Origin of the sequence: Streptomyces sp. NPDC002790, assembly GCF_040295505.1 — a bacterium.
Lineage (GTDB): Bacteria > Actinomycetota > Actinomycetes > Streptomycetales > Streptomycetaceae > Streptomyces.
The window spans coordinates 44,544-68,179 of record NZ_JBEOVM010000005.1 but is presented as its reverse complement, the minus strand read 5'-3'; the positions used below and the strand labels follow the sequence as shown (position 1 = coordinate 68,179).

Below are 23,636 nucleotides of genomic sequence, written 5' to 3'. Positions count from 1 at the left end.
GGACACCCTTCAAGCATTGCCGCCCGGGCGCCAACACGCGAGACCCTCCGGGAAGTTGACCGGCCGGATGCTGTGCGCCCGGCCGGTCCGCCCCCGACGCAGGACGGGCGTCAGCCGCGCACGCCCAGCAGGTGGTCCATCGCCAGCTGGTCGAGGTGCTCGAAGGCCATACCGCGCTCGGCGGCGGCGTTCACGTCGAACTCCTCGAAGGCGCTCTTGTCGGCGAGCAGCGCGGACAGGCCGTCGGCGGCGGTCGGCTGCGCGAGCTCGTCCAGGCGGGACGCGGCCAGGGCCGCCTGGACCTCCGGGTCGGCGCGGAAGGCGGCGGCCCGGTCCTTGAGGATCAGGTAGTTGCGCATGCAGCCGGCGGCCGAGGCCCACACGCCGTCGAAGTCCTCGGTCCGCGGCGGCTTGAAGTCGAAGTGCCGCGGGCCCTCGTAGCCGGCTCGCTCCAGCAGGTCGACGAGCCAGAACGCGGCGCGCAGGTCACCGGCGCCGAAGCGCAGGTCCTGGTCGTACTTGATGCCGGACTGGCCGTTGAGGTCGATGTGGAAGAGCTTGCCCGCCCACAGGGCCTGGGCGATGCCGTGCGGGAAGTTGAGGCCCGCCATCTGCTCGTGGCCGACCTCGGGGTTGACGCCGTACATCTCGGGCCGCTCCAGGCGCTCGATGAACGCGAGGGCGTGGCCGAGGGTCGGCAGCAGGATGTCGCCGCGCGGCTCGTTCGGCTTGGGCTCGATGGCGAACTTGAGGTCGTAGCCCTGCTCGATGACGTACTCGCCGAGGAGGTCGAAGGCCTCCTTCATGCGGTCGAGCGCGTCGCGCACGTCCTTGGCGCCACCGGACTCGGCGCCCTCGCGGCCACCCCACGCGACGTACGTCTGGGCGCCCAGCTCGGCGGCGAGGTCGATGTTGCGGATGGTCTTGCGGAGCGCGTAGCGGCGCACGTCGCGGTCGTTGGCGGTGAAGCCGCCATCCTTGAAGACCGGGTGCGTGAACAGGTTCGTGGTGGCCATCGGGACGACCATGCCGGCGGCGTCGAGGGCCTGCCGGAAACGCTTGATGTGCGACTCGCGCTCGGTCTCGGAGGACCCGAACGGGATCAGGTCGTCATCGTGGAAGGTCACGCCATGGGCGCCGAGTTCGGACAGGCGCTGCACGGACTCGACCGGGTCGAGCGCCGGACGGGTGGCGTCGCCGAACGGGTCGCGGCCCTGCCAGCCGACGGTCCACAGACCGAAGGTGAACTTGTCCTCGGGGGTGGGCTGGTACGTCATCTTGCGGCTCCCTCGCCGACTATTTCGTCATGGCGCTTTACAAATTAGTATGCGGGAACGCCGCTGGGAAGAGCCGACGGCCTCACAGGCCCAGATTTCCCGAGATTTCAGGAGAGCCGCATGTCAGCTGCCGATGGACCCCTCGTCGTAGGAGTCGACAGTTCCACGCAGTCCACGAAGGTCCTGGTCGTCGATGTCGCGACGGGCGCGACCGTGGCGAGCGGGCAGGCGCCGCACACGGTGACCTCGGGCGCGGGCCGCGAGAGCGATCCCGAGGAGTGGTACCGGGCGTTGCGCGAGGCGCTGGCCCAGTGCGGCGACGCGGCCCGGCGCGCCTCGGCGGTGTCGGTCGGCGGGCAGCAGCACGGACTGGTGACGCTGGACGCGCGGGGGCGGCCGGTGCGGCCCGCACTGCTGTGGAACGACGTGCGCTCCGCGCCGCAGGCCCGCCATCTGGTGGACGAGTTGGGCGGGGCGAAGGCGTGGGCGGAGCGATTCGGCGTCGTGCCGGCGGCCTCCTTCACCATCTCGAAGTGGGCGTGGCTGGCCGAGCACGAGCCGGAGGCCGCGCGCGCCACGGCCGCGGTCCGGTTGCCGCACGACTACCTCACGGGACGGCTGACCGGTGACGGCACGACGGACCGGGGCGACGCGTCCGGTACGGGGTGGTGGGCATCGTCGACCGAGGCGTACGACGAGGACGTGCTCGGGCGTGTGGGGCTCGACCCGGCGCTGCTGCCGCGCGTGGTGGCGCCAGGCGAGGTCGCGGGCTCGGTACGCGCGAGGGCCGGAGAACTGCCTTTCGCCGAGGGCACGTTGGTGGCGGCCGGTACGGGTGACAACGCAGCCGCCGCGCTCGGCCTCGGCCTGCTGCCGGGAACTCCTGTACTGAGCCTCGGCACATCGGGCACGGTGTACGCGGTGTCGCGGAACCGGCCCACCGATCCCTCCGGCACGGTCGCCGGTTTCGCGGACGCGCGCGGCGACTGGCTGCCGTTGGCCTGCACGCTGAACTGCACGCTCGCGGTGGACCGGATCGCGACGCTCCTCGGCCTGGACCGGGAAGCCGTCGAGGCAGGCGGTACGGCGACGATCCTCCCCTACCTGGACGGCGAGCGGACGCCCAACCTGCCGGACGCCTCGGGCCTGTTGACGGGTCTGCGGCACGACACGACCGGTGGCCAGCTGCTGCAGGCGGCGTACGACGGGGCGGTGCACGCACTGCTCGGCGCCCTCGACCGGGTGCTCGACGCGGACGCCGACCCGGCGGCTCCGCTGCTGCTCATCGGCGGCGGGGCGCGCGGCACGGCCTGGCAGGAGACGGTGCGGCGGCTGTCGGGGCGGGCGGTGCAGGTGCCGGAGGCCGGGGAACTGGTGGCCCTGGGCGCGGCCGCGCAGGCCGCGGGCGTACTGACCGGCGAGGACGCGGGGGCGGTGGCCCGCCGCTGGGACACGGCACGCGGGCCGCTGCTGGAGCCGGTGGAACGTCGGGACGAGGCGACGCTGGAGCGGATTTCGGGAGTGCTGGCGGGGGCGGGGGCGCTGCTGGGGGACGGGTGAGGGCCAGTCGACACGTGGGGCCCACGCGACGAGTGAGGCCTACCCGACAGGTGAGAACTGCGCTGCAGGTGGGGCCTGCTCGACGAGCGGGATCCCTCCGCCGAGTGCGGCCCGCCCGACTCGTGAGGCCTGCCCGGCTCGCGAGCCCACCCTCCGGAAGACCCCACCTCACCGCCCCTGGGAGCATGAGCGCATGACCGCACCACTGCACCGGCCGCGACCGGGCACGTCCGACACCCAGCAGGCCATGCGCCGCCGCAACCTGTCCCGCGCCATGCACGCGATCGCCGCCGAGGGGTCGCTCTCGCGGGCCGCGGTGGCGCAGCACATCGGCCTGACCCGGGCGGCCGTGTCCACGCTCGTCGACGAGTTGATCCGGGCGGGGCTGCTGGAGGAGCTGGGGCCGCAGCGTCCGGGCGGCGTGGGGCGGCCCGGCAACGCGCTCGCCGTCAGCGGTCAGGGCCCTGCCGGTCTCGGCGCCGAGGTGGGCGTCGACCATCTCGCGGTGTGCGCGGTGGACCTGCGGGGCGAAGTCCGGGCGCGGGCAAGGCGCCGGGTGAGCAACCGGGGGCGCGCACCGAAGCCCGTACTGGACGAACTCGCCGAACTGGTACGGGAGGTGACCGGCGAGGCGCGAGCCGCCGGGCTGCGGCCCGCGGGGCTCGCGATCGCCGTGCCGGGCCTGGTGGCGCGCGGCACCACGACCGTCGTGCGCGCCCCCAATCTCGACTGGCACGACACGGATGTCGCGTCCCTGCTCCCGGACGAGGTGCCGGTCACCGTCGAGAACGAGGCGAACTTCGGCGCCCTCGCCGAACTGTGGCTCGCCGAGGACTCCCCCGCCGACTTCCTCCATGTGTCGGCGGAGATCGGCATCGGCGCGGCGCTCGTCGTGGACGGCCACCTCCTGCGCGGAACCCGGGGGTTCGCGGGCGAGCTGGGCCATGTGCCGGTGCGTCCAGAGGGGCCCGCGTGCCCGTGCGGCGGGCGTGGCTGCCTCGAGCAGTACGCGGGTGAGGAGGCGGTGCTGCGTGCCGCCGGCATCGATCCTGGCCCCGACCGGGTGTCACTGCTCGCCGAGCGGGCCGCCGACGGTGACACCGCGACGCGCGGGGCGCTGCGCTCTGCGGGCACCGCACTCGGCATCGCGCTGACCGGGGCGGTCAACCTCGTGGATCCGCGGGCGGTGGTCCTCGGCGGCGCGCTGTCGCGCCTCTCGCCGTGGCTTCTGCCGTCCCTGGAACGGGAGTTGACCCGCCGCACGGCCTCCCCGGAGGACGGCGTCATCGCCTCCGGCCTCGGTTCGGACGGGCCGCTGCTGGGGGCGGCGCATTCGGTGGTGCGGGCGGTGCTGGACGACCCGATGGGGGCGGTGGCCGCCTGAGGGCGGGCCCACGGCCCGAGAGAACGGGGCGGGTTCCACCGCCGGGGCACCGCTCCCCCACGTGCCACTGGTTCGGACCTCTGACGTGCGGTTGTTCACAACGCGCCGGTTGTCCACAGATCTTCCGTGCCCTCTTCCGCCCCAACCTGCGGGCCCCGTAACGTGATTCACGCGAGGCGCCGCAGGTACGACCGACCGACGGGGGCGGCGCGCGCACGGGGCGGCGTCGTCGGCTTCCCTTCGTCCCTCCCCCACTGCCCACAGAGCGGAGCGCAGTCCTCATGAGCGATCTGCGGATGCTGACCGTCCGGCCGGAGCCCGGCGAGTACGCCTGGACGTTCGGCGGTGCGCCGCCCGTCGCGCGTATCGCTCCGGGCACGGCGCTCGACCTGTTCACGGAGGACTGCTTCGCGGGCCGGGTCCGTTCGGAGAAGGACCTGGTCTCGGAGGTCTGCGAGTTCCCCTTCCTCAACCCGCAGACCGGCCCGTTCCACATCGATGGCGCCGAGCCGGGCGACACCGTGGCGGTGCACTTCGTGTCGGTGGAGCCCGCGCGCGACTGGGCGGCGTCCACGACGGTGCCGCTGTTCGGGGCGCTGACGTCGACGCACGCGTCCGCGACGTTGCAGCCGCCGCTCCCGGAGACCGTCTGGATATGGCAGCTGGACCGGGCGCGCCGCACCGCCCGGTTCACGGCGCGGGACAGCGAGTTCACCGTCGACCTGCCGATGGACCCGATGCACGGGACGGTCGGCGTAGCGCCCGCGAATCTGGAGGTCCGCTCGGCGCTCGTGCCGGACGCGCACGGCGGGAACATGGACACGCCGGAGATGCGGGCAGGCGTCACCTGCTATCTCGGCGTGAACGTGGAGGGCGCGCTGCTGAGCCTCGGCGACGGGCACGCGCGGCAGGGCGAGGGCGAGACCTGTGGTGTCGCCGTGGAGTGCGCCATGCACACCGTCGTCATCGTGGAGCTGCTCAAGGGCGTGGCGACGCCGTGGCCGCGCATCGAATCGGACACGCACATCGTCTCGACGGGTTCGGCCCGCCCGCTGGAGGACGCCTTCCGAATATCCCAGCTCGACCTGGTGCAGTGGCTCGTACGGGACTACGGCTTCAGCGAGTTGGACGCGTACCAGTTCGTGACGCAGACCGTGGAGTCGCCGCTGGCGAACGTCTGCGACACCAACTACACGTGCGTCGCCAAGCTCCGCAAGGAGTGGCTGCCCGCACGCGAGACGCACCGCGGACTGCACGCACGGCTGCGCGAAAGCGCGACGGCCCTGCCCCGCCCCGAACTCTGAGCCCCACCTCACTCGAACTCTGAGACCCGCCCCACCGGTGACCTGAGAGGCAGGATTGACATGGACCGAGCAAGCACATCGTTCCCGAGCCGCCGCCGGCTGCTCCAACTCGGGGCGCTCGCCGCGGCGCCCAGCGCACTACTGGCCACGGGCCGGGCCGACGCCCTGCCACTGGCGACGGTGGACTACCCGAAGGCCGAGTCCGTCCCGGCGAGCAAGTCCAACTACACGGAGTCCGGGCGCCCGTTGTCGTACCCGGTCGAGTTCGTGATCGTGCACGTCACCCAGGAGGACTACGCGACGACGCTCGACATCTTCAAGAACCCCGCCAAGCAGGTCTCCGCGCACTATGTCGTGCGCTCCTCCGACGGGCACATCGCCCAGATGGTGCGGGAGAAGAACGTCGCCTGGCACGCGGGGAACTGGGACTACAACACGCGCAGCATCGGCATCGAACACGAAGGGTGGGTCGACAAACCGGAGTACTTCACCGAAGCAATGTACCGGGAGTCGGCGGCGCTGACCGCGTCGATCTGCACGCGCTACGGCATTCCGAAGACCCGCGAGCGGATCATCGGCCACGTGGAGGTGCCGGGCGCGGACCACACGGATCCGGGACCGAACTGGGACTGGGACCGGTACATGCGGCTGGTCGTCGCTGCCTGATCCCGGCGGTCGCGACCGCCTCCGCATCCTGATTCCGGCGGACGCGACCGTCTCCACATCCTGATTCCGGCGGACGCGACCGGCTCCGCAATCCGTGAGTGGCATGTGCCGAATCGCCCGATCCGTGTTCCGCTCCTTGTCGGCCCGCGCCCCCGGGGTGACGATGGTCGCGCCCGCCGCACCGTCGCGAAGGATCCCGCCTGGAGGCCGCGTTGACCGAACAGTGGGTCGCCCTGGAGCCGGGCACCGACCCGTCCGAGCGGGTCAGGGCGCTGCGCCGCGCGCATGACCGGTTCACCGCGGCGGGCACCGTGGCCCGTCCGGTTCGGCCCGTCGTCGCCGCGTCCTGGCGCCGCTCGGCCGGCGCGCACGTCAACCCGGACGCCTCGGCGTCGGTGGAGATGCCGGAGGGCGATCTCGGCAGCTACCGGGCGGAGCATCCGCTGGCCCGCGTGATGCCGCTGTTCCGCGAGCTGATGGGCACGTTCGCGGCCGACGGCGAGCATCTGCTCGCGGTGTGCGACGCGCACGGCAGGCTGCTGTGGGTGGAGGGGCACACGCGTACGCGGCAGGCGGCGGACCGGATGAACTTCGTGCCGGGCGCCCGCTGGTCGGAGTCGGCGATGGGCACGAACGCGCCGGGCACGGCCGTCGCGGTCGACCGCCCGGTGCAGGTCTTCGCGGCCGAGCACTTCATCCGCAAGGTGCAGCCGTGGACCTGCGCGGCGGCTCCCGTGCACGACCCGCACACCGGACGACTGCTCGGCGCCATCGACATCACGGGCGGCGACCGCCTCGCGCACCCGCACAGCCTGGCGTTCGTCCAGGCGGTGGCGAGCGCGGCGGAGTCCCACCTCGCCCTCCTTGCCCCGCCGCCGGCGGCCGAACCGGCCCTGCGTCTGACCGTGCTCGGCCGCGACGAGGCCCTGCTCGTCACCCCCGACGGCCACAAGCTCCGCCTCAGCCGCCGGCACAGCGAACTCCTCGTCCTGCTCGCCCGCCACCCGGAGGGCCTGACCGGCGACGAACTCCTCTGCTTCCTGTACGAGGACGAGTCCGTGACGCCGGTGACGCTGCGGGCCGAACTGGCCAGGCTGCGCCGGGTGCTTGGCCCCGATGTGCTGCGCTCGCGCCCCTACCGGCTGTCGGCCCCGGTCGACTCGGACCTCACCACGGTCGAGCGCCGCCTGGCCTCGGGAGCGGTCACCGCGGCGGCGTCCGCGTACAGCGGACCACTCCTGCCCTCGTCGCAGGCGCCCGCCGTGGCCCGCATCCGGCACCGCCTCGCCGACGAACTCCGGGCCGCGCTCATCGCCCGCGGCGACCCCGACCTGCTCGCCGACTGGGTGCACGCCCCATGGGGCGAGGACGACCTGGACGTCTGGCGCGCGCTCGCGGCGACCCGTCCGACGCCGCCGGTCCTGGCCCGCCTCACCGCACTCGACGACGAACTGCGCTCCCCGGCTCCGTAAGCGCCCACCCGCCACCCGCACGCACGCACGCAACGTCACTGCAACGTCCGGACTCCTAGCCTCCCTGCGAACGCTGCCCAAAGGCGGGCAGCCGCAGAGGAGGCCAGCACCATGACCCGCTACGCAGCGCCCGGCACCGAGGGCTCCGTCGTCTCCTACCAGGCCCGCTACGACCACTTCATCGGCGGCGAGTACGCGCCGCCCGCCCGCGGCCAGTACTTCGAGAACCCGAGCCCCGTCAACGGACAGCCGTTCACCGAGATCGCCCGCGGCACGGCCGAGGACGTCGAACGCGCCCTCGACGCCGCGCACGCCGCCGCTCCCTCCTGGGGCCGCACGGCGCCCGGCGCCCGCGGCGACATCCTCCTCAAGATCGCCGACCGCATGGAGCAGAACCTCGAACTCCTCGCGGTCGCGGAAAGCTGGGAGAACGGCAAGCCGGTCCGCGAGACCCTCGCCGCCGACATCCCCCTGGCCATCGACCACTTCCGCTACTTCGCGGGCGCCGTCCGCGCACAGGAGGGCAGCCTCTCCGAAATCGACGACGACACGGTCGCCTACCACTTCCACGAGCCGCTCGGCGTCGTCGCGCAGATCATCCCGTGGAACTTCCCCATCCTGATGGCGACATGGAAACTGGCCCCGGCCCTCGCCGCCGGCAACGCGGTCGTCATCAAGCCCGCCGAACAGACCCCGGCGTCGATCCACGTCTGGCTGGACCTGGTCAAGGACCTGCTGCCGCCAGGTGTGGTCAACATCGTCAACGGCTTCGGCGTGGAGGCGGGCAAGCCGCTGGCTTCGTCCTCCCGCGTGGCGAAGGTCGCGTTCACGGGCGAGACCACGACGGGACGCCTGATCATGCAGTACGCCTCGGAGAACATCAAGCCGGTCACGCTCGAACTCGGCGGCAAGTCCCCGAACCTCTTCTTCGACGACGTCTGGGCGAAGGACGACGACTTCCGCGACAAGGCCCTCGAGGGCTTCACGATGTTCGCCCTCAACCAGGGCGAGGTCTGCACCTGCCCGTCCCGCGCGCTCATCCAGCAGGGCCACTACAGCGAGTTCCTCGAAGCGGCCATCGCCCGCACCGAGGCCATCAAGCCCGGCCACCCCCTGGACACCGACACGATGATCGGCGCCCAGGCCTCCAACGACCAGCTCCAGAAGATCCTCTCGTACCTGGACATCGGCCAGCAGGAGGGTGCGAAGGTCCTCACGGGCGGCCAACGCATCGAGTACGACGGCGAGTTGGCGGGCGGCTACTACGTCCAGCCCACCATCTTCGAGGGCCAGAACCGCATGCGGATCTTCCAGGAGGAGATCTTCGGCCCGGTCGTCTCGGTCGCCTCCTTCGCCGACTACGACGACGCCATCAAGATCGCCAACGACACGCTGTACGGCCTCGGGGCCGGGGTGTGGACCCGCGACATGAACACGGCGTACCGGGCGGGCCGTTCGATCCAGGCGGGCCGCGTCTGGACCAACTGCTACCACGCGTACCCCGCGCACGCGGCATTCGGCGGCTACAAGCAGTCGGGCATCGGCCGCGAGAACCACAAGATGATGCTGGACCACTACCAGCAGACGAAGAACCTTCTCGTCTCGTACTCGGCGCAGAAGCTCGGCTTCTTCTAGGAGACACAAAGCGGCGCCCGCCCTGGCCTGTCCAGGTCGGGCGCCCGCTCGCGCGAGCCGACACGGCCGGGTCGCGGCGAGGCCGCAACTCCCGTGGAGGGTCTATGAACTGACGACACGTCACGTTACGCTCCGGCGCATGACTTCCACGGTGGTCTGGGGCACCGGGAACGTGGGACGCGCGGCGATCCGAGCCGTCGACGCCCACCCCGGGCTCGAACTCTGCGGCGTGCTCGTGCACGACCCCGCCAAGGACGGCCGCGACGCGGGCGACCTGGCCGGTTACGACCACGCCCTCGGTCTCACCGCGACGACGGACGTCGACGCGGTGCTCGCGGCCCGGCCCGGCGCCGTCTTCTACGCGGCCTCCGGCGAGCTGCGCCCCGACGAGGCCCTCGACGACATCTGCCGGGCCCTGCGCGCCGGTGCCGTCGTCGTCACCCCGGCCCTCTATCCGCTCTACGACCACCGCAGCGCGCCGCCCGACTTCACCGATCCTGTGCGCGCGGCGATCGCGGCGGGCGGCGGCTCGCTGTTCGTCTCCGGCGTCGACCCCGGCTGGGCCAACGACGTACTGCCCCTGCTGGTCAGCGGTCTCGGCACCCGCGTCGACGTGCTGCGCTGCCAGGAGATCTTCGACTACTCGACGTACGACCAGGAGGACTCGGTACGCGATCTCGTCGGCATGGGACACCCCATGGAGTACGAGCCCCTGATGCTGGCGGAGTCCATTCCGACGATGGTGTGGGGCGGGCAGCTGAGACTGCTGGCGCGGGCGCTCGGGGTCGAACTCGACGACATCCGCGAGACGTTGGAGCGCCGGGCCCTGGAGAGCGACGTCACGACGGCAGCCATGGGCGACTTCGCCGCGGGCACCCAGGGCGCGGTCCGCTTCGAGGTGCAGGGCGTCGTGGACGGTGAGGTGCGCATCGTCGTCGAGCACGTGACGCGGATTCATCCGTCCTGTGCGCCCGACTGGCCGCTGCCACCCGGTGGCGGGGCCGGCGCGCACCGGGTGATCGTCGAGGGCCGCCCGCGCATCGAAGTCACCGTCCAGGCCACCGACGAGGGTGGCAACCACGCGGCGGGCGGAAACGCGACCGCCGTCGGACGCCTCGTCGGCGCGATCGACTGGCTCTGGTCCGCGCCGCCCGGACTCTACGACGCGCTCGACGTGCCGGTGACCCCCGCCGTCGGCCGGCTCGGAAGGAAGCAGCCATGAGTGAGGCAGCCATGAGGATCGACATACCTGACGGCCAGGAACCCATCCCGTACGTGTGGGGCGAGATGGTGCCCGCCATCGGGCCCGCGGCGGCGCAGTTCTCCATGGCCGTGTACGACCACTCGGCCCTGGGACTGCGGGAGTTCGAGGCGGCGCGGCTGCGGATCGCGCAGATCAACGGGTGCCTGTTCTGCCTGGACTGGCGCACCGAGCGGGACGGCGAGAAGGTCGAGGAGTCGTTCATCGACGCCGTCGAGGGCTGGCGCGAGACCGAGGCGTTCGACGAGCGGACCCGGCTCGCGGCCGAGTACGCGGAGCGCTACGCCGTCGACCACCACGGCCTGGACGAGGAGTTCTGGAAGCGGATGACCGCTCATTACGGCCAGGCCGAGATCGTGGAGCTGAGCATGGCCATCGGCTCCTGGCTGGCCTTCGGACGGCTCAACCACGTGCTGGGACTCGACACGGTGTGCGCCCTGCCCAAGCCGTGAACCACCCCCGGGCGGCCGCGACTTGGGCAGGTCGTGGCCGTCAGAGGTCCGTGGCGACGATCTTGGCGATATTGCGCTCGGCGAGCGCCGTGATGGTCACGAACGGGTTGACACTGGTGTTGCCCGGGATCAGCGCGCCGTCGATGACGTAGAGGCCCGAATGGCCGTGCAGGCGCCCGTAGTTGTCGGTCGCCTTGTTCAGCACCGCGCCGCCCAGCGGGTGGTACGTGAGGTGGTCACCCCAGATCTTGTACGTACCGAACAGGTCGGTGCGGTAGATCGTGCCCTCCTTCGCGTTGATCTTGTCGAAGATGGTCTTGGCCATGTCGATCCCCGACTGCTTCCACGCCGTCTGCCAGTTCAGGTCCACACCGCCGGACGTCGGGTTGTACGCGAACTCGGCGCGGTGCGGGTTCTTCGTGATGGACAGGTAGAACGACGCGTAGGTCTCGATGCCGGTCGGCAGCGGAGCCACTTCGGCGAAAGCGCCGCCCGCGGCCCAGTTGTCGATGCCGCCGGTGGGGATCGACGCCTGGAGCGAACCGGTCGGGTCCCACAGGTGGTTGGCGCGCCCGCACATGACGTTGCCGTTGTCGCCCCAGCCCTTGCCGATCTCACCGTTGAGCGCGGGGAGGGCGCCGGTCGCCTTGAGCTTGGTGAGGAGTTTGCTGGTGCCGACGCTGCCCGCGGCGAAGAAGACCCGGTCCGCGGTGACTTCCTTGGTGGTCGTGACGGCGCCGGCGGTGTCCAGCTGGTCCATGCGCACGGTGTAGCCGCCGCTGGCGGCCGGGGCGACCGACGTCACCTTGTGCAGCGGGGAGATGGTGACCTTCCCGGTGGCCGCGGCCCGCGCGAGGTAGGTCTTCTGCAGTGACTTCTTGCCGTAGTTGTTGCCGTAGAGGATCTCCCCCGCGAGCGCCGACTTCGGCACCGTCCCCGCGGCCTCCTTCTTCATGTAGTCCCAGTCGTACACGTCAGGGACGAACACGAACGGGAAGCCCGAACGCTGGGCGTGCTTACGGCCGACGCGCGCGTACTGGTAGCACTCGGCGGTCTCGAACCAGTCCGGGTCGATGGTGGCGACGCCGAGCCCCGCGTTGGCGCGCGGGTAGTACGTGCCGTACATCTCACCCGCGTCGACGGAGGGCAGGATCGCCGCGAAGTTCTCCCGCTTGGGCGTCACCGCCATGCCGCCGTTGACCAGCGAGCCACCGCCGACGCCGCGGCCCTGGTAGACGGTGATACCGGCGAAGTCCTCGGCGTCCAGGATCCCGGTGTACTTCGGGATGTCCTTGTCGATCGGGAAGCCGAGGAAGTTGCTCAGGGGCTGCTTGGTTCTGGTTCTCAGCCAGAAGGATCTCTTGTCGGGTGTGGTGGTGTTGGCGAAGATCTTGCCGTCGGATCCCGGGGTGTCCCAGGCCATGCCCATCTCCACCATCCGCACGGCGACGCCGGCCTCGGCGAGCCGGAGCGCGGCCACGGAGCCGCCGTACCCGGTACCGATGACGAGGGCGGGCAGGCGTGCCCCGTCGGCGAGGGGAGCGGCGGCCGCCCCGGTGGAGCGGTCGGCCGCGGCGGCGTGACCGCTGAGGGCCACGGCGCCGAGAAGAGAACTTGTTCCTGCGATGAAGCCTCGGCGGGAGATCCCGTTACGGGCCACTTCAGGCCGGGTTGAGTCGGTCATTGCACGTTCCTCACTCTCGACGGAATGGGAACGAGTTCTACTGTTGATCGCCAATCAAGTCGATGCATACCGATAGGTAATGTGCGTCCAATTCACGCCAACTTCTCCCGATCTTGGGCGGCCAGTACTCGGGAGTCAGACCGCGACGAGCTCCCGCTCACGCTCCGGCGCCTCGACCTCGACCTCGGCCTTGGGCTTCTTGTTCGGCAGCGAGAGCCGGAAGACCTTGTGCCAGGCGGAGAACACCTGCTTGGGCAGCGGCCCGGTGACGTAGTCCAGCTCGTACTTCTCGAACAACGCGCGCACCTTCACCGCGACTTCGGCGTACCGGTTGCTCGGCAGGTCCGGGAACAGGTGGTGCTCGATCTGGTGCGACAGGTTGCCGCTCATGAAGTGCATGGCCTTGCTGCCGCTGATGTTCGCCGAGCCCATCATCTGCCGCAGGTACCACTGGCCGCGCGTCTCGCCCTTGATCGAGCGGCGCTCGAAGACCTGCACGCCCTCGGGGAAGTGCCCGCACATGATCACCGAGTGGGACCAGATGTTGCGGACCAGGTTCGCGGTGAACGTGGCGGCGAGCGTGGGGAGGAATGACGGACCCGACAGGGCCGGGTGGATCACGTAGTCCTTGAGCACCTGCTTGCGGATCTTGCGGCCCACGGCCCTGGCCCGCGCGCGGAACTCCGGGTTCTTGCGGCGGTGCTTGCTGAGGTTCTTGCCGAGTTCCAGGTCGTAGGCCGCGATGCCGTACTCGAAGAAGCAGGCGTTGATGAAGTTCCACACCGGCTGGCCGAGGTGGAACGGGTGCCACTTCTGGTCCTCGTCGACGCGCATGATGCCGTAGCCGAGATCGTTGTCCTTGCCGATCACGTTGGTGTACGTGTGGTGCAGCTCGTTGTGCGAGTGCTTCCACTGATCCGACGGCGAGACGTGGTCCCACTCCCAGGTGGTGGAGTGGATCTTCGGGTCCCGCATCCAGTCCCACTGGCCGTGCAGGATGTTGTGGCCGATCTCCATGTTGTCCATGATCTTCGCCACGGAGAGCCCTGCGGTGCCGAGCAGCCACGCGGGCGGGAAGATCGAGAACAGCAGCACGCCCCTGCTGACCAGTTCGAGCTTGCGCTGTGCCGAGATGACCTTGCGGATGTAGGCGGCGTCCTGCTCGCCGCGTCCTGCGATCACCTCGTCGCGGATCGCGTCCAGCTCGCGGCCGAGCTCTTCGATCTGTTCCGAGGTCAGATGTGCGGTGGGGTCGATGGCGGTCACGGTGCTCCTACCGTTCGATGTCGCAGGGGCCCGCCGCGGCGGACACACAGGTCTGGATGAGGACGCCGGGATCGGCCTCGGTGATCTCGCCGGTGCGCAGGTCGCGGACGGCGCCCGCCTTGAGAGGCGTGACGCAGCCGAAGCAGATGCCCATGCGGCACCCGGAGGGCATGAGGACGCCGGCCTCCTCGCCGACGTCCAGCAACGGCGTGGCGCCGTCCGCGTCGACGGTCTTGCCGGTGGCGCTGAACGTGACCTCGCCGCCGTCACCGGCGACGACGATGCTGGGGCGGAAGCGTTCGGTGTGCAGGCGCTCCAGGGCGCCGTGCTCGGTCCAGTGCTCCTCGGCGGCGTCGAGCAGGCCCGCGGGCCCGCAGGCCCAGGTCTCGCGCTCGGCCCAGTCGGGCACGAGTTCGCCGAGACGGGCGATGTCGAGCATGCCGTCGGTGTCGGTGTGCACCTCGGTGAGCCGCAGCTTCTTGTCCGCGACCAGGCCGTGCAGTTCGTCGCGGAAGATCACGTCCTGCGGCTGTGGCGCGCAGTGGATCATGACGACGTCGTCGAACGCGGTCTCGCGCAGCATGCCCATCACGGGCGTGATGCCGCTGCCGGCCGTCAGGTAGAGCACCTTGGCGGGCTTGGCCCGCGGCAGCACGAAGTCACCGGTCGGCTGGTCGAGCTGGATCAGCGTGCCCGGTTGCGCCCTGCGGACCAGGTGGTTGCTGACCTTGCCGTCCGGGATCGCCTTCACGGTGATCGTGATGCGGCCGTCCTGGCGGTTCGTGGGTGAGGTGATGGAGTAGGCGCGCCACAGGCGCACCCCGTCGACGTCGACCCCGATGCGCACGTACTGACCGGCCGTATGGCCGCGCCAGCCCCGTCCAGGTCTGATCACGACGGTCGCGGCGTCGCCCGTCTCGGGGTGCACGGCCTCGATGCGCCCACGCAGGTCGGCGCCCGCACGCAGCGGGCCGACCAGGTCGAGGTAGTCCGACGGCAGCAGTGGCGTCGTGACCATCTCCAGCAGTTTCCACGCCCTGCTGCGGAGGGCTGTACTCGTCATGGCACCAGCTTGCTGTGCCTCAAGGCGTAAAGTCCTGACCGCAGGACGTAAATCCAGTCGAGTGAATTGTTCGCAGGGAACAAAAACGTGAGCCATGCCATCCAGAGGGCCAGCGAACTGGCCCTGGACAAGACGACGGTCACCGCGCTGCGGGCCACGCTGAGGACCACCGCCGACGAGGTCGTCCAGGCGATCATCGACGAGGTCCCTCCCTACGCCAACGCACTTTCGGGCCGCATGGGCGCCACCATCCGCCGGGCCGTCCGCACGGCCCTGGGGCACTACCTGGACCTCGCGAGTGGTCATGCCACGGGCGGTGACGGTGGTGACGCGGCCTACGAGCTGGGCCGCGGCGAGGTGCGCGACGGCCGTTCGATGGACGCCCTACTCAGCGCCTACCGGGTCGGCGCCCGCGTGGCCTGGCGATATCTGGCGGCGGGTGCCGTGCCCGCGGGTCTGCCCGCCGCGGAGGTCGCCAAGTTCGCCGAGCTGACCTTCGCCTACATCGACGAGCTCTCCGCCGCGAGCGCCGCGGGCCACGCCGACGAACTGGCCGCCCGGGGCAGGGCCCACGAGCTTCACCTCGAACACCTGGCCCGCGACCTCCTCGCCGGCGCGGGCCCGGACGTGCTGCTTGCCTCCGCACAACGGGCCGGGTGGCAGCCTCCGGATTCGCTGACCGCGGTCCTGCTCCCCGCCGCCCAGGCCCGGCCCGCCTACCGCACGCTCGACCCGAGCACCCTCGTCCTCGACGATCTGCCGGACGCCACCGGTGTGTTGCTCGTCCCCGATGCCGACCGATCACGTCTCTTGCGGCAGCTGTCCGACCGCACCGCCGTGGTCGGCCCGGCCCGGCCATGGGCTCGCGCGTCCGCCTCGTACGCACGGGTCGTCCGCGCGCGCTCCCTCTCCGCTGGCATCCGCGACACCGAGGACCACCTGCCCGAGCTGGTGCTGAGCGCCGACATGGACGCGTTCGCAGACCTGCGGGCCCGAGCCCTCGCACCGTTGCGGGCCTTGCCTGTCGCGACCGCGCGGCGCCTTGAGGAGACGTTGCGGGCGTGGCTGCTGCACCAGGGCAGGCGGGACGAGGTGGCGGCGGCGTTGTTCGTCCATCCCCAGACGGTCCGGTACCGGATGTCGCAGTTGCGGGAGCTCTTTCCGGACCTCGCATCGCCGAACCGGGCCCTCGAACTGACGCTGGCGGTCGCTCTTCGGGGCGGCTGACGCGGACGTCGACCGTGCGCGGGATGATGGAGATGGAATGACGGAACGTAAGGCTAGGAGCTTCCATGGCGCAGCGGGTTCACCGGCCCCGTGAGGACGCGGAGTTCGACTTCATCCTCAAAATGAGCGGAGTTCCGGTCCTCGCGTACTTCACCGGGACATGGCCCAAGGCCATCGAGCCCTGCCGGGTGATGGACCTCGTCGTGGGTGGCATCGCCGACGACTACGCGGGCCGCCTGACAGCCGTCCGTACCGACATCACGCGCTGTCCGGCCGCGACCGAGCGATACGGGATCACCGGAGCACCGTCCTACGTCCTGCTGAAGGAGGGAGAGGCGGTGGCGCACGGCACGGGGCCCACGACCACCGCCGAGGTACGGAAGGTTCTGGACGGCCATCTCTGAGCCCGGCTAGTTGTCCGATGGTTCGGGGGCCCAGTGGGGGCTCCGGCCGAGAAGGGTCAAGGTCTCCGTCAGGGGTGTCGACTGCGCGGACGTCGGCCGGGCCGGGGCGAAGAAGGCGTCGGGCCCGCGTGTCTGCTCGTCGGTCGGCACGCGGCGTGCCAGTCGCAGGGCCGACTCCCAGATGCTGTGCGGGAGTTGAACCTCCAGTGCGAGGGTGCGGGCGAGGTCCCAGGCATGCACCGCGAGGTCGAGGAAGTGGAATGACACGGCCACCCGGCCGGGAAGCGCGCGGCCCAGTTCGGGCAGTACGAACTCCCGCTCACCGCCGCCCGCTTCGGCGAACGGCACGATGAGCGCGGCCACGGACTCCGCATAAGCGCGCGCCGGGTCGGCGGCGATGTCCGGCACCCGCCAGTGTGCGGGCAGCCCGCCCTCTCCTCGTGCGGCCGCCGCGAAGCCGTGGTTCTGCGCCGTCATGTGACCGAGGAGATCGAGCAGGGTCCAGTCGGCGCAGGGGGTCGGCCGGCCCCAGGTCTCCTTTCCGTCGTCGGCGGCGGCTGCCGCGCCGCGTACGAGACGTAACGTCTCCAGCGCGGCGATGCGGTCCAGCTCCACGAAGTTCGTCACGCGTCCTCCAGGCGAACGAAGTCCTGCGGCCAGGAAGTCGTGCCGGTGAGCAGGGCGCGGGCCCGGCTCCACACGGCGTACGGATCGAAGTCCTCGGCCTCCCAGGCGGCTGCGCGCATCGTGCCGCGCCCCCGGTGGGCCCTGACGACCGCGATGTGGTCGGGGCGGCCCACGAACTCGTTGAGCGCGCGCTCGTCGCGCCACACGCTCACCGAGCCCGAGCGTCGGCTTGCCACCTCGGCCCACAGCCACATGCCGAGCGCGCCCGGTGTCCGGGGCCAGGTGCGGCGAAGGCGCAGGCCCGCGAGGGCGATCGCGCCCGCCTGCGGATGGCTCGTCGCGGTGAAGTCGGTGACGCTCACGACGACGGGGCACAGGGTCAGCGGTACGGGTCCGGAGCGCCAGCGGGTGCGCAGCAGCCGGGAGGTCACGGGTCGAGGTGTCATGACGCCGAGCATAAAACTACACGACCGGTCGTGCTACTACTTTTGCCGCGTGAGCGAAGATGAACGGCCTTGCACCTCAGGAGATTTGGGGCACCAGCGCGGAATCCGTCGCCGTCGCACGCAGCCTGGAGGTGATGCCCGTCCGCGCCCGGTCGTACGGCAGTGTCTCCGCGGTCAGGAGCGAGTGCGCGTTGGCCGTCTCCATCAACGCCACCAGCTCGAAGGCCAGCTGCGCCGTATCGGTGTCGTCGCGGAGTTCACCGGCTGCCCGCGCGTCCACCGCGCATCCCTCCACGTACGCCATCCACGTCGCCAGCGACTGCACGAGCGCATCGTGCACCGGGCCCTGCCGGGCGTCGAACTCGGCCATCACCGCAGAGAAGAAGCAGCCCCCGGGAAACACGCGGCGCTGCGAATAGCCGAGCCAGCTCTCGCAGAGGCGCGCGAGGCTGGTCACTCCGGCGGGGATGCCGTCCACCGGCTCGAGGACCTCGTCGACGAAGATCTTCGACGCGGCCCGGACCGTGGCCAGTTGCAGCTCCTCCTTGGAGCCGAACAGCGCGAACACCCCGCTCTTGCTCAGCCCGAGCTCGGTCGCAAGCCGTCCCACCGACAGGGCTTCGAGTCCCTCGACGGAGGCGATGTCGACGGTCCGGCGCAGCACGAGGCGCCGGGTGCGGTTGCCCCGCTCGACCCGCCCGTCCTCCTTCGCGGAGTTCACCACTGCGGCGCCATGGGGGCCGCCCACCCGGGCGCTGATGTCGTTGCTGCTCATCCGCCCTAGTCTGCCAGCACGGCGGGCGCGACCGGGAGGCCCCCGACCCTGCCACGATGTGCACGAAGGGTATTCCGCGGAAAGTGAAGAGGGTGCAATGAGTGAACTGACGAAGCCCGAGGTCGACGTTCCGGAGGGTGCCGCGCCTACCGAGTTGACCATCCGGGACCTGGTCGTCGGGGACGGGGCCGAGGTGAAGCCGGGCATGGTGGTCAGAGTCCACTACGTCGGGGTGACCTTCGAGTCCGGGAAGGAGTTCGATGCCTCCTGGGACCGGGGGCAGCCGTTCAAGTTCGCGCTGGGCAGTGGCAGGGTCATCAAGGGCTGGGACCGAGGGGTGAAGGGGATGAAGGTCGGCGGTCGACGCGAGATCGTTGTTCCCCCTCGTCTCGGCTACGGCAAGCAGTCGCCGTCACCGTTGATCCCGGCGAGCTCGACGCTCGTCTTCGTGGTGGACCTCCTCGACTCGTATTCCAGCACGGCCGGGTGGAGCAAGGCCTGATCCATTACCCCATCAGCTGATGTTCGTTGGGCTTGGTGACCATTGTCCGCTGCTACAAGGAGTCACCTGCTCATGCCTGAGGAAATCGTGCGTCGGCTGCATTTCAAAGGGTTCGACTATGACTGCCGCATCGTCGAGAACCCCGCTCCTCGGACAGAGCCCATCGTTCTGCTGGGCGGCTCCTTCCAGGACATGTACGCCTTCCGGCGCCTGGAGAAACCGTGGACGGAGATCGCGACGGTCATCACTGTCGACCTCCCCGGGTCGGGCAAGGCCGACGATCTGCCGGCGGAGTACGGGTTCGATTTCCTCGCCGCGGTACTGGGTGATCTGCTCGAACAGCTGGAGTTGGGGCCCGTCAATCTGTTCGCCGCGTCCTACGGCGTGCCCATCGCGTACCGGCTGGTCCAGCAGCGTCCCGAGCGGGTCGAGCGGCTGATGCTGGCCGGGGCTTCCATGGAGTATCCGGCGGAGTGCCGGACAGCGCTTCGGGCCATGGTCGACAGCCTCGCTGCCGGGGACGTGTCCAGCGCCTACGGCCGGGTGACCGTCGAGGCGCTCATGGCACACCCGGACCGGCCCGTCCGCAAGCGCGCCGTGACGGCCCGGCTGCTGGCCTGCACGATGAGCGCCATCACCGACGCCGATGTGCCACGGCACATCGCCATCCTGGAGCGCGTCCTCGCCACTCCCGGTCTTCCGCCCGGTGGAATCCCCGACGTGCCGACCCTGTGCTTCACGGGTGAGTTCGACGAGTTCTCCACTCCGGACCGCGTACGCGAAGTCGCCGCAACGATTCAGCAGGGGCAATTCTCCCTGATCCGGGAGGCCGACCATCTGCCCAACCTCGAACGGGGCAAGGAGTTCTCCCGGCTCATCGCCGACTACTTCACCGACCAGCCGATCGACGCGCTCGACTTCCTGACGGAGGTCGAGCGGCCGGCGCTGGAGAGGGTGCCTGCCGTCGCCGCGTCGTAGGCAGGCACCCCAGCCGTCGGGAGCGGTCACGGCGTCAGGATCGCCCTGCCTCGGATCCGCCCGCTCTCCAGGTCGTCCAGCGCGTCCTGGAAGCGGTCGAGCGGGTACTTCGCGGTGTGCAGGCGGACGCGGCCCTGTGCGGCCAGGACCATCAGTTCGCACAGGTCGTTGTACGAGCCGACCAGGTTGCCGATGAAGTTGATCTCGGCGGAGATGATGTCGATGGTCGGCACGTCGATGTTCTCGCCGTAGCCGACCACGTGGTAGTCGCCCGCCGGGCGCAGCATGGCGACGCCGTCCTTGGTGGCGCCGCCCTCGCCCACAAAGTCGATGACCGCCTCCGCCCCTTGTCCGCCGGTCAGTTCGCGCACCCGGTCGACGTGGCCCCCGTCGGCGACGATGCCGTGGTCGGCCCCGATGGACGTGGCCAGGGCCACCGCGTCGGGGTTGCGGTCGACGACGAGGAGCTCGGCCGCGGTGAGGGCCTTGAGGACCTGTACGCCGATGTGGCCGAGCCCGCCCGCGCCGATCACGACGCAGCGGTCCCCCGGCCGCAGCGTGCGGGCCGCCTTGGCCGCGGCGTGGTACGCCGTGAGGCCCGCGTCGGCGAGCGCCGCGACGTCGGCCGGTTCGAGGGAGTCGTCGATCCGCACCACGCTGCGCGCGGAGGTCTTCAGGTACTCGGCGTAGCCCCCGGCCGTGTCGATGCCGGGGAACTGGTTGTTCTCGCAGTGGACGTCGTCGCCCGCCCGGCAGGCCCGGCAGAGCCCGCAGGTGATCAGCGGGTGCACGATGACCTTGTCGCCCTCGGCGACGTTGGTGACGGCGCTGCCGACGGCGTGCACCCAGCCGGCGTTCTCGTGGCCGATCGTGTAGGGCAGTGTCACGCCGGACTTCTGCGCCCACTGCCCTTCCAGGATGTGGATGTCGGTGCGGCACACGCCGGCGCCGCCGATCCTGACGATGACGTCGAACGGGCCGGTGACCTCGGGAGTCGGTACCTCGGCCATCTCGAGGTTCTTGCCGTAGCCCACGACCTGGACTGCCTTCATGAGACCTTCTCCTTCGATTGGTCGGCCGCGGACTGCGGGTAGCGGGTGCGCAGCAGCCCCCGGCAGAAGTGCGCGTTGCCCTCGATCGACACCCGGACCGCGCGGGCGAAGCGCAGCCGGAGCGGGATCTCGCCCGGCGGGAAGCGTCGACCTTCCTCGTCCACCAGGACCGGGTCCGACGGTGCCACGCCGAGGCCGAGCGCCTCGCGTCGCCGCAGCAGCGCACCGGAGGCCGCCGCGTCGGGGAGGTCTCCGATGACCACGTCGTGGAGGTCCTCCTCGGCGAGGTCGGGGTTCTCGCGGAGCAGGAGAGTCAACGCCCGCTCCATCGCCGCGACATGGGCCTTGCGGCGGAACGTGAGGCGCAGCGCTTCGAGGTCCTTCTCGGCCTCGGCGCCGAACGTGCCGCGGTAGCCCGCGTCCGCGGCGAGCCCCTGGTTGATGAGGTCCGAGTCGTGGTGGTCGTCGAGCAGCACCACGACATCGCGCGTCCAGGGCAGCGCGCTGAGCGCGTCCTTGGAGTCCGAGGCCATGAGGTACGCAAAGTTGGGCGAGCAGAACGAGGTGGGGAGCCGGAGGCGGACGGTGAGCGCCCTGTCGGGGGTCACCGTCACGGAGCGTACGAAGCCCAGGTCGGTGATCGGCTCGTCCAACTCCGGGTCGAGGACGGTGTCGAGCGCGGCGCGGGCGGACCGTTCCCGTTCGTCGGGGCGCATGTCAGGCCACCGCCGGTGCGCCGACGCCGAGGCCGGCCGGGACCTCGATGTCGTACATGGCCGCCGCGTTGAGGCCGAGGATCTTCTTCTTCTGCGCCAGGGTGATCGGCGCGTACTCGGGCGTCATGTCTTCGGGGATCTGGAAGTCGACGAACCGCTCGATCAGCCAGCGCGGTGTCCAGAGCGCGTAGTCGCTGGAGAACTGGATACGGTCCTCGTCCAGCCAGTAGAGCAGTTCGCCGATGATCTGCGCGAAGTACCGCGGCCTGGTGTGGATGAAGGGGATCGCGACGGCGAGGCCCGCGTGCACGTTGGGTTCCTGCGTGGCGATCCAGCAGAAGTCCTCGAGGCGGGGCAGTCCGCAGTGCTCGACGACGAAGTTCATCTCGGGGAACTGCGTCGCCACCTTGTCGACGTCCGCCACGTCGAAGGCGTCCCGGTCGAGCGGACGGATCGTCGGCCCCTTGTGGACGTGCACGTTGTTGATCCCGAGTTCCTGGCACACCTCGAGATAGCGGTACGTCCACGGGTCGTCGAGCTTGTAGCCGCGGCTGTCGCCCTTCCACTCGGCGGTGTACAGCTTGACGCCCTTGAGCTGGAACCGCTCGGCGTCACGCCGCAGTTGGTCGAGCCCCTTCTGCTCGTACCGGGGGTCCCAGGAGTGGTTGTACGTCAGCTTGTCGGGGTGCTGCTGGGCGAGCGCGAAGGCCTCCTCCGTCTGCCCGAAGCCGTTCCGGTAGAAGGCGCCGAGGCGTGCGGGCTGGAAGATGGCGTGGTCGACGTACCCGTCGGTGAAGAGGTCCTTCATCAGGCGTTCGCCGCCCTGGTAGAGGTACTCCTCGTACGGCCACAGCTCGGACTCGGGGCTGAGGTTGCGGTGGTAGTCGTAGAAGCAGTCGATGAACTGCTTGCCGTGGATGTTGAGTTGGTTCTCGGGGCGCGCGTCCCAGAGCGCGATGTGCGCGTCGACGATGAAGTAGTTCTCGCCATCCTTGGAATACATCTGTCTCCTCAGGTCCTCGGTTCCTTGGTTGGTTCCTTGGTGTGCGTCAGGAGAACTGGATGCCGCCGTCGATCATGACGGACTGGCCCGTCATGTAGTCCGAGTCGCGCGAGGCCAGGTACGAGACGAAGGACGCGACGTCCGTGGGCTCCTCGACGCGGCCGAGCGCGATCGCCTCCGCGTACTTCTTGATGGCCTTGCCCTTCTGCAGGCCCTCCTCCTGCGCGAGGCGCTCGTCGATGAGGTCCCACATGTCGGTGCCGACGATGCCCGGGCAGTACGCGTTGACGGTGATGCCGTGCTGCGCCCACTCCATGGCGGCGGCCTGGGTCAGTCCGCGTACGCCCCACTTGGACGCCGAGTAGGTGCCGAGCAGCGCGAACGGGCGGTAGGCGACGATGGAGGCCGCGCCGATGATCTTTCCGCCGCCGCCCTGGGCGATCATCTGCCGGGCCGCGGCCTGGTAGGAGAGGAAGACGCCGCGCAGGTTCACGGCCATGATCTGCTCGAACTCGTCGATGCCGGTGTCGAGGAGTGGAGTGACCCTGGCGATACCGGCGTTGGCGACGTAGACGTCGACCTTGCCGAAGTGTCCCGCGACCTCCTCGACGAGTGCGTCGGTCTGCTCCTTGCTGGACACGTCGGCGTGCACGGCGAGGGACCGGCGGCCGGTCTTCTCGATGCCGGCGGCCACTTCGCCGAGTTCCTCGCTCATGCCGGGGAGGTCGGCGACGGCAACATCGAGTCCGTCCTGGGCCAGTCGCTCTGCGATGGCGCGGCCGATGCCGCGGGCGGCGCCGGTGACGATCGCGGTGCGGGGTGCGTTGTCGGCGGAAGTCATAGCGGGCTCCTGTGCTCGACGCTGGGCGGCCGCACCCGTTG

Annotated in this window: 23 protein-coding genes; 12 read left to right on the top strand and 11 right to left on the bottom strand. The window is 70.4% G+C overall.

Translation table 11 applies throughout. The features are described from left to right. Window positions 1–110 precede the first annotated feature (110 nt). Window positions 111–1,277 (bottom strand): xylose isomerase, encoded by a 1,167-nt coding sequence (gene xylA, locus ABT004_RS04845; protein ID WP_351331416.1) that lies wholly within the window; start codon window positions 1,275–1,277, stop codon window positions 111–113. Window positions 1,278–1,397: 120 nt separating this feature from the next. On the opposite strand from xylA, the gene xylB reads away from it, so the two are divergent. The 8 genes from xylB (at window position 1,398) to ABT004_RS04805 (ending at window position 11,011) form a co-directional block, all read left to right on the top strand. Beyond that, a complete protein-coding gene (xylB, locus tag ABT004_RS04840) occupies window positions 1,398–2,837 on the top strand; it encodes a xylulokinase (RefSeq protein WP_351331415.1) in 1,440 nt (479 codons plus the stop codon). Window positions 2,838–3,030: 193 nt separating this feature from the next. Further along, on the top strand, window positions 3,031–4,221 hold the full coding sequence (locus tag ABT004_RS04835; protein WP_351331414.1) for an ROK family protein: 1,191 nt from the start codon (window positions 3,031–3,033) through the stop codon (window positions 4,219–4,221). Between the two features lie 281 nt (window positions 4,222–4,502). Next, window positions 4,503–5,525 (top strand): acetamidase/formamidase family protein, encoded by a 1,023-nt coding sequence (locus ABT004_RS04830; RefSeq protein ID WP_351331413.1) that lies wholly within the window; start codon window positions 4,503–4,505, stop codon window positions 5,523–5,525. 60 nt (window positions 5,526–5,585) lie between these two features. Next, a complete protein-coding gene (locus ABT004_RS04825; protein WP_351331412.1) occupies window positions 5,586–6,191 on the top strand; it encodes an N-acetylmuramoyl-L-alanine amidase in 606 nt (201 codons plus the stop codon). A gap of 212 nt (window positions 6,192–6,403) precedes the next feature. Then, on the top strand, window positions 6,404–7,663 hold the full coding sequence (locus tag ABT004_RS04820) for a GAF domain-containing protein (protein WP_351331411.1): 1,260 nt from the start codon (window positions 6,404–6,406) through the stop codon (window positions 7,661–7,663). A 111-nt stretch (window positions 7,664–7,774) separates the two neighbouring features. Next, window positions 7,775–9,298, top strand: a complete 1,524-nt coding sequence (gene exaC, locus ABT004_RS04815) for an acetaldehyde dehydrogenase ExaC (protein WP_351331410.1) — start codon at window positions 7,775–7,777, stop codon at window positions 9,296–9,298. Between the two features lie 139 nt (window positions 9,299–9,437). After that, window positions 9,438–10,520 carry an NAD(P)H-dependent amine dehydrogenase family protein gene (locus tag ABT004_RS04810; protein WP_351331409.1) on the top strand — a complete coding sequence of 361 codons (1,083 nt, stop codon included), beginning with the start codon at window positions 9,438–9,440 and terminating at the stop codon, window positions 10,518–10,520. Window positions 10,521–10,531: 11 nt separating this feature from the next. Then, window positions 10,532–11,011 carry a carboxymuconolactone decarboxylase family protein gene (locus ABT004_RS04805; protein WP_351331536.1) on the top strand — a complete coding sequence of 160 codons (480 nt, stop codon included), beginning with the start codon at window positions 10,532–10,534 and terminating at the stop codon, window positions 11,009–11,011. Between the two features lie 40 nt (window positions 11,012–11,051). Here ABT004_RS04805 and ABT004_RS04800 read toward each other — a convergent pair whose 3' ends face one another. The 3 genes from ABT004_RS04800 to ABT004_RS04790 form a co-directional block, all read right to left on the bottom strand. Continuing rightward, window positions 11,052–12,695, bottom strand: coding sequence for a GMC oxidoreductase (locus tag ABT004_RS04800; protein WP_351331408.1), 1,644 nt, complete (start codon window positions 12,693–12,695; stop codon window positions 11,052–11,054). 135 nt (window positions 12,696–12,830) lie between these two features. Next, on the bottom strand, window positions 12,831–13,961 hold the full coding sequence (locus tag ABT004_RS04795; RefSeq protein ID WP_351331407.1) for a fatty acid desaturase family protein: 1,131 nt from the start codon (window positions 13,959–13,961) through the stop codon (window positions 12,831–12,833). A 7-nt stretch (window positions 13,962–13,968) separates the two neighbouring features. Beyond that, window positions 13,969–15,024 (bottom strand): ferredoxin reductase, encoded by a 1,056-nt coding sequence (locus tag ABT004_RS04790; protein WP_351331406.1) that lies wholly within the window; start codon window positions 15,022–15,024, stop codon window positions 13,969–13,971. Window positions 15,025–15,111: 87 nt separating this feature from the next. Between ABT004_RS04790 and ABT004_RS04785 the strand changes: the two genes are divergently transcribed. Both ABT004_RS04785 and ABT004_RS04780 read left to right on the top strand, forming a co-directional pair. Then, window positions 15,112–16,251: a PucR family transcriptional regulator gene (locus tag ABT004_RS04785; protein WP_351331405.1), complete on the top strand. Its 1,140-nt coding sequence runs from the start codon at window positions 15,112–15,114 to the stop codon at window positions 16,249–16,251. Window positions 16,252–16,316: 65 nt separating this feature from the next. Continuing rightward, a complete protein-coding gene (locus ABT004_RS04780) occupies window positions 16,317–16,655 on the top strand; it encodes a thioredoxin family protein (RefSeq protein ID WP_351331404.1) in 339 nt (112 codons plus the stop codon). 6 nt (window positions 16,656–16,661) lie between these two features. Here the strand turns inward: ABT004_RS04780 and ABT004_RS04775 are convergent, their stop codons facing one another. The 3 genes from ABT004_RS04775 to ABT004_RS04765 form a co-directional block, all read right to left on the bottom strand. Then, window positions 16,662–17,282 carry a TIGR03086 family metal-binding protein gene (locus ABT004_RS04775; RefSeq protein WP_351331403.1) on the bottom strand — a complete coding sequence of 207 codons (621 nt, stop codon included), beginning with the start codon at window positions 17,280–17,282 and terminating at the stop codon, window positions 16,662–16,664. Continuing rightward, a complete protein-coding gene (locus ABT004_RS04770; protein ID WP_351331402.1) occupies window positions 17,279–17,728 on the bottom strand; it encodes a hypothetical protein in 450 nt (149 codons plus the stop codon). Before ABT004_RS04770 ends, ABT004_RS04775 begins: the two co-directional genes overlap by 4 nt. Before the next feature lie 76 nt (window positions 17,729–17,804). After that, window positions 17,805–18,449, bottom strand: coding sequence for a TetR/AcrR family transcriptional regulator (locus tag ABT004_RS04765; RefSeq protein ID WP_351331535.1), 645 nt, complete (start codon window positions 18,447–18,449; stop codon window positions 17,805–17,807). A gap of 151 nt (window positions 18,450–18,600) precedes the next feature. On the opposite strand from ABT004_RS04765, the gene ABT004_RS04760 reads away from it, so the two are divergent. Further along, window positions 18,601–19,005 (top strand): FKBP-type peptidyl-prolyl cis-trans isomerase, encoded by a 405-nt coding sequence (locus ABT004_RS04760; protein WP_351331401.1) that lies wholly within the window; start codon window positions 18,601–18,603, stop codon window positions 19,003–19,005. Between the two features lie 72 nt (window positions 19,006–19,077). Next, the gene (locus ABT004_RS04755) at window positions 19,078–19,983 is read left to right on the top strand and encodes an alpha/beta fold hydrolase (protein ID WP_351331400.1); all 906 of its coding nucleotides are present in this window, start codon (window positions 19,078–19,080) and stop codon (window positions 19,981–19,983) included. Between the two features lie 26 nt (window positions 19,984–20,009). Here the strand turns inward: ABT004_RS04755 and ABT004_RS04750 are convergent, their stop codons facing one another. From ABT004_RS04750 to ABT004_RS04735, 4 genes are read right to left on the bottom strand one after another with little or no spacing between them, the layout of a single operon-like run. Next, window positions 20,010–21,035 carry an NAD(P)-dependent alcohol dehydrogenase gene (locus tag ABT004_RS04750; protein ID WP_351331399.1) on the bottom strand — a complete coding sequence of 342 codons (1,026 nt, stop codon included), beginning with the start codon at window positions 21,033–21,035 and terminating at the stop codon, window positions 20,010–20,012. Further along, the gene (locus tag ABT004_RS04745) at window positions 21,032–21,751 is read right to left on the bottom strand and encodes a metal-sulfur cluster assembly factor (protein WP_351331398.1); all 720 of its coding nucleotides are present in this window, start codon (window positions 21,749–21,751) and stop codon (window positions 21,032–21,034) included. The genes ABT004_RS04750 and ABT004_RS04745 overlap by 4 nt, the downstream gene beginning before the upstream one ends. A 1-nt stretch (window position 21,752) precedes the next feature. After that, window positions 21,753–22,754: an amidohydrolase family protein gene (locus ABT004_RS04740; RefSeq protein ID WP_351331397.1), complete on the bottom strand. Its 1,002-nt coding sequence runs from the start codon at window positions 22,752–22,754 to the stop codon at window positions 21,753–21,755. Between the two features lie 46 nt (window positions 22,755–22,800). Then, a complete protein-coding gene (locus ABT004_RS04735; protein WP_351331396.1) occupies window positions 22,801–23,595 on the bottom strand; it encodes an acetoin reductase in 795 nt (264 codons plus the stop codon). Window positions 23,596–23,636: the final 41 nt, after the last annotated feature.

What these genes read in the sequence shown, in the direction of transcription:
- xylA (WP_351331416.1), bottom strand. Translation starts at nt 1,277, where the DNA reads ATGACGTACCAGCCCACCCCCGAGGACAAGTTCACCTTCGGTCTGTGG.
- xylB (WP_351331415.1), top strand. Translation starts at nt 1,398, where the DNA reads ATGTCAGCTGCCGATGGACCCCTCGTCGTAGGAGTCGACAGTTCCACG.
- ABT004_RS04835 (WP_351331414.1), top strand. Translation starts at nt 3,031, where the DNA reads ATGACCGCACCACTGCACCGGCCGCGACCGGGCACGTCCGACACCCAG.
- ABT004_RS04830 (WP_351331413.1), top strand. Translation starts at nt 4,503, where the DNA reads ATGAGCGATCTGCGGATGCTGACCGTCCGGCCGGAGCCCGGCGAGTAC.
- ABT004_RS04825 (WP_351331412.1), top strand. Translation starts at nt 5,586, where the DNA reads ATGGACCGAGCAAGCACATCGTTCCCGAGCCGCCGCCGGCTGCTCCAA.
- exaC (WP_351331410.1), top strand. Translation starts at nt 7,775, where the DNA reads ATGACCCGCTACGCAGCGCCCGGCACCGAGGGCTCCGTCGTCTCCTAC.
- ABT004_RS04810 (WP_351331409.1), top strand. Translation starts at nt 9,438, where the DNA reads ATGACTTCCACGGTGGTCTGGGGCACCGGGAACGTGGGACGCGCGGCG.
- ABT004_RS04805 (WP_351331536.1), top strand. Translation starts at nt 10,532, where the DNA reads ATGAGGATCGACATACCTGACGGCCAGGAACCCATCCCGTACGTGTGG.
- ABT004_RS04800 (WP_351331408.1), bottom strand. Translation starts at nt 12,695, where the DNA reads ATGACCGACTCAACCCGGCCTGAAGTGGCCCGTAACGGGATCTCCCGC.
- ABT004_RS04790 (WP_351331406.1), bottom strand. Translation starts at nt 15,024, where the DNA reads ATGACGAGTACAGCCCTCCGCAGCAGGGCGTGGAAACTGCTGGAGATG.
- ABT004_RS04780 (WP_351331404.1), top strand. Translation starts at nt 16,317, where the DNA reads ATGGCGCAGCGGGTTCACCGGCCCCGTGAGGACGCGGAGTTCGACTTC.
- ABT004_RS04770 (WP_351331402.1), bottom strand. Translation starts at nt 17,728, where the DNA reads ATGACACCTCGACCCGTGACCTCCCGGCTGCTGCGCACCCGCTGGCGC.
- ABT004_RS04760 (WP_351331401.1), top strand. Translation starts at nt 18,601, where the DNA reads ATGAGTGAACTGACGAAGCCCGAGGTCGACGTTCCGGAGGGTGCCGCG.
- ABT004_RS04755 (WP_351331400.1), top strand. Translation starts at nt 19,078, where the DNA reads ATGCCTGAGGAAATCGTGCGTCGGCTGCATTTCAAAGGGTTCGACTAT.
- ABT004_RS04750 (WP_351331399.1), bottom strand. Translation starts at nt 21,035, where the DNA reads ATGAAGGCAGTCCAGGTCGTGGGCTACGGCAAGAACCTCGAGATGGCC.
- ABT004_RS04745 (WP_351331398.1), bottom strand. Translation starts at nt 21,751, where the DNA reads ATGCGCCCCGACGAACGGGAACGGTCCGCCCGCGCCGCGCTCGACACC.
- ABT004_RS04740 (WP_351331397.1), bottom strand. Translation starts at nt 22,754, where the DNA reads ATGTATTCCAAGGATGGCGAGAACTACTTCATCGTCGACGCGCACATC.
- ABT004_RS04735 (WP_351331396.1), bottom strand. Translation starts at nt 23,595, where the DNA reads ATGACTTCCGCCGACAACGCACCCCGCACCGCGATCGTCACCGGCGCC.